Raw genomic sequence first — 3,882 nt, 5'->3', positions numbered from 1 at the left:
CGATGGCGGATCTGAAGGACGCGCTGCCGAAGACCTGGTCATCGCCGACGATGTCGCCGCATTGCGCCGACGAGACCAAGTACGGCGTGGTCGATGCCGTGGTGAAGCATTTCGAGGCGATGCAGAACAACGGCGAGAAGGTCGCCGGACAGAAAATCCGCGATCTCGTCACCGTCAACGGCGTGCGCGTCACCGTCAAGGACGGCAGCTGGGGCCTGGTGCGGGCGTCATCCAACAAGCCGGAACTGGTGGTCGTGGTCGAGAGCCCGGTGAGCGAGCAGCGCATGCATGATCTGTTCGAGGCGATGAATGTGGTGCTGCGGACGCACCCCGAGGTCGGCGCGTACAATCAGACGATTTGACGGGGGGCTCGAACGCGCCACACCCACCGCCGTCGTCACCTGGCTTGACCGGGTGACCTAGTACGCCGCGGCTTCTCGGTTGATCGCTGACGTCTCTGGAATACTGGGTCACCCGCCTGCGCGGGTGACGACAAGTTGTACTTGTGTTGGCGATCGAATTTACGCCGCGCGCACCGATCCGAGGAAACTGTCGACTTCGAATTTCAAACGTTCGGATTGCGACGACAGCCCGGTTGCGGCGTCGAGCAGTTTCGAGGCGGAGCTGCCGAGTTCGCTGGAAGCCTCGGCGACACCGACGATGTTCTCATTGACCTCGCGGGTGCCGTTCGCGGCCTGTTGCACGTTGCCGGAGATCTCGCTGGTCGCCGATCCCTGCTGTTCGACGGCGGCGGCAATGGCATTGGAGATTTCGTTGATTTCGGCGATGGTGCCGCCGATCGCCTGGATCGCGCTGACGGCCTCACCGGTCGCCGCCTGGATGCTCTGGATCTGCGACGAAATTTCTTCAGTCGCCTGCGCGGTCTGGTTGGCCAGTGCCTTGACCTCGCTGGCGACCACCGCAAAGCCGCGGCCGTGTTCGCCGGCGCGCGCGGCTTCGATCGTGGCGTTCAAGGCCAACAGGTTGGTCTGGCTGGCGATGCTCTGGATCAGGGTCACGACCTCGCCGATCTTCTGCGTCCCCGCGGCGAGGCCCTCGACCACGGCATTGGTGCGACGGGCCTCGTCGGCCGCCTTTCCGGTGACGGTGGCGGAGCGCGTCGCCTGCTGGGCGATCTCGCTGATCGAGGCGGTCAGTTCCTCCGCCGCCGCGGCCACGGTTCCGACATTGAGCGAAGCTTGGGTCGATGCGGCAGCCGCTGCCGCCGTCTGTCGCGCGGCGGCCCCGCTGCTGTTGCTCATCGACGAGGACATGCCCTGCATTTCACGGGAGGCCACGGCGACGGCTTCGACGATATGTCCAACCTTGCTCTCGAATTCGGTGGCCAGCCGGCGCATGGCTGCATCGCGCTCGAGCCTGGCCTGATGTTCGGCCTGGCCGCGCTCGGCGGTGGCGCGGGCCTCGGCGGCGTTCGCGGCTTCGACTTCGGCGGTCTTCTGCGCCGTCGTCATGAACAGTCGCTCCAGCTGATAGGCAACCAGAACCAGCACTGCGGCTTCGAGGATGAGGATGCCCGCGTGAAGCACCACGCGGCCAAAGTCGGCGCCGCCCGGGAAGATCGCCGCCGGAATGATAAAATTCAGCGCCAGATGATGCAGCGCGACGGCGATGGTTCCGGCGAGGATCGGCCTGACGTCGCAATAGGCGACGAGACAGGCAAGCGCTGCGAAGAAGTACATGTGCATGTCGATTTGCCAGGGATGACCGGCGAGTTCCCAGGTAAACACCGAAACCCCGCCCATCAGCGCGACGGCGACCACGAGGCTGGTCGAAAGCCCGTTGCCCGCGGCGCGCCACGACAAGGTGGCTGCCGCGGCAAAGGCCGTCGTGAGAACCGTCGGCATCAGCCAGGATCCGCGCGCCAAGCCGACGGCCATCGCGATCGGAACATGGATCCAGAGCAGCGCAATCAGCGCCCTGCTGGCGGTTTCGCGCAATGCGTCGAGATCCTTGCTGCCGATATTCATGGCCGGATTCCTTCTCAGATTTCCTTGGCGGGAGTGTTGAAGCAGGCAGCAATGGCTTGCGGGTCGAGCGTCAGCCACGCGCCGGCCTGGCGCAAACGGGTCACGCCGTCCCGATCGTTCGGTCTGACCACGAGGATGGCTGCAAGGGCGGTCGTTCTGACGATCGCGGCGTCAGCGGAGGCGGCGGCCTGGTAGATCTGCCGGGCGCTCCACCACGGTGGAAAGGCGACAGCCACAATTTCGGCGCCGGGACGAACCTGGAGCGAGAGCGCCGCGACCGCGACAACGCTGGCCAGCAACAGAGCGGTGGCGTTGAGCCAGGCCGGCCAGCGCGATGTCGGGATATCTCGATCCGGGCTCATGCCGAACTGATATCGGGGCAAGCCTAATTTCGGGTGAACAGCCGCGCTGTAGAACTACGGTGGATACCTGCTACGCCATCGCCGGCACCGGCAATGCGGTCACCGACTTGATCTTCTCCATCGCAAAGCGCGAGGTGACGTTCTTCAGCGGCACCGCGCCGATCAGCTTCTTGTAGAACACGTCGTAGCTGGCCATGTCCGCGACCACCACGCGCAGCATGTAGTCGACGTCGCCGGCCATGCGATAGAACTCCATTACCTCCGGCATCGCGCTGACGGCCCCGGCAAAGGTCTTGAGCCAAGCCTCGGAATGATCGGCGCTCTCTACCGAGACGAACACCGTGATGCCGAGCCCGATCTTGTTCTGGTCGACCAACGCGACCCGGCGCAGGATGACGCCGTCGGCCTCCAGCCGCTGGATCCGCTTCCAGCACGGCGTCGACGACAGGCCGACACGGTCTCCGATCTCGGCGACCGAGAGCGAGGCGTCTTCCTGCAGTACCGTCAGGATTTTGCGGTCGATCGCATCGAGGCGACGATTGGGCTCGCTGGCTGGAAGCGCTAGGTCGGTCATGAGAAGAACTTTGTTCCATCCAAGGTACTAATTACCCTGATATAGAGAAAAATCTTCTAAGACAAGCCCGCTATGGGTCGCCCTGCGCCGCAGCCGACGGCTGGCCCTGGCTCAAAAGCTGTTCCACCTCAATACGTTGCGGAGCGGCGAAGGCGCCGCCATGGCGGGTGCATTTCAGTGCCGCGGCGGCCGAAGCGAACCGCAGCGCCTGCCGCAATTCCTGCTTTTCGGTGATCGCGAGCGCGAACGCGCCATGGAAAACGTCGCCGGCGCCCAAGGTATCCACGGTGTGGACCGGGAAGGCCGGCGTCTCCTGCAGATGCCCCTGCTCGTCGAGCCAGATCGTACCTTTCGCCCCGCGCGTCCCCGCCAGGAACGACGCCGTCAACTTTGCGATCTTCTTCAACGCCTCGCCGTCGTCGGCGATGCCGGCGGTCTCCTGTAACGGCTCGCTCGAAAACACCAGATGGGAAGAGGCGTTGAGCAACCCCTCCCGCAGCGACATCGCGCGGTCGACGTCCACGACCACGGGGATGCCGCGGCGGCGCGCCTCGGCGCACAAATCGGTGCAGAACTCCGCGGCGCGGCTCTCGGTGAGAATGGCAGCGCAATCCTCCAGCAGCGTCTCGGAACTGGGCAGCCGCACTTTCCACAGTTCCGGATCGCGGAAGGTCACGATGGTGCGCTCACCGCTGGGGTCGACCATGACCGTCGAGATCGGCGTCACCAGGCCCGGCATGTGGATAATGTGTTTTGTCTCGATGCCCTCATGCGCGAGCTTTTCGAAGATGAACCTGCTGGATACCTCGCGGGCATCGCCCATCGGGCCGCAGATCGACGCGCGTCCGCCGAGGCGAACGATGCCGATCGCGGCGTTCAGCGCGTTGCCGCCGCAAATCTCGTCGAAATGGGTGGCGTTCTCCTTGGAACCGCGTGCCGGAATGCCGCCGACCCGGAA

Annotated in this window: 4 protein-coding genes and 1 pseudogene; 1 reads left to right on the top strand and 4 read right to left on the bottom strand. The window is 64.7% G+C overall.

Features of this window, described 5'->3' with window-relative positions; translation table 11 throughout:
• Positions 1-362, top strand: a pseudogene (locus Q8R73_RS21035) (phosphomannomutase/phosphoglucomutase); the annotation flags it as partial.
• 159 nt (positions 363-521) lie between these two features.
• Here the strand turns inward: Q8R73_RS21035 and Q8R73_RS21030 are convergent.
• From Q8R73_RS21030 to Q8R73_RS21015, 4 genes are all read right to left on the bottom strand, one after another.
• Positions 522-1,988, bottom strand: a complete 1,467-nt coding sequence (locus tag Q8R73_RS21030; protein ID WP_305721469.1) for a methyl-accepting chemotaxis protein — start codon at positions 1,986-1,988, stop codon at positions 522-524.
• A 14-nt stretch (positions 1,989-2,002) separates the two neighbouring features.
• The gene (locus Q8R73_RS21025; protein WP_305721468.1) at positions 2,003-2,350 is read right to left on the bottom strand and encodes a hypothetical protein; all 348 of its coding nucleotides are present in this window, start codon (positions 2,348-2,350) and stop codon (positions 2,003-2,005) included.
• Positions 2,351-2,420: 70 nt separating this feature from the next.
• Positions 2,421-2,924, bottom strand: coding sequence for an Lrp/AsnC family transcriptional regulator (locus Q8R73_RS21020; RefSeq protein ID WP_305721467.1), 504 nt, complete (start codon positions 2,922-2,924; stop codon positions 2,421-2,423).
• Between the two features lie 70 nt (positions 2,925-2,994).
• Positions 2,995-3,882, bottom strand: an 888-nt coding sequence (locus Q8R73_RS21015) for a sugar kinase (protein ID WP_305721466.1), incomplete at its 5' end; no start/stop codon positions are given.

It is taken from the genome of Bradyrhizobium sp. (assembly GCF_030697065.1).
In the GTDB taxonomy this organism is placed as follows: Bacteria; Pseudomonadota; Alphaproteobacteria; order Rhizobiales; family Xanthobacteraceae; genus Bradyrhizobium.
The sequence above is the reverse complement of the archived record's forward strand: the minus strand, read 5'-3'. Positions and strand labels throughout refer to the sequence as shown.

Coding starts and splice junctions, on each gene's coding strand:
- Q8R73_RS21030 (WP_305721469.1), bottom strand. CDS start 1,988: ATGAATATCGGCAGCAAGGATCTCGACGCATTGCGCGAAACCGCCAGC.
- Q8R73_RS21025 (WP_305721468.1), bottom strand. CDS start 2,350: ATGAGCCCGGATCGAGATATCCCGACATCGCGCTGGCCGGCCTGGCTC.
- Q8R73_RS21020 (WP_305721467.1), bottom strand. CDS start 2,924: ATGACCGACCTAGCGCTTCCAGCCAGCGAGCCCAATCGTCGCCTCGAT.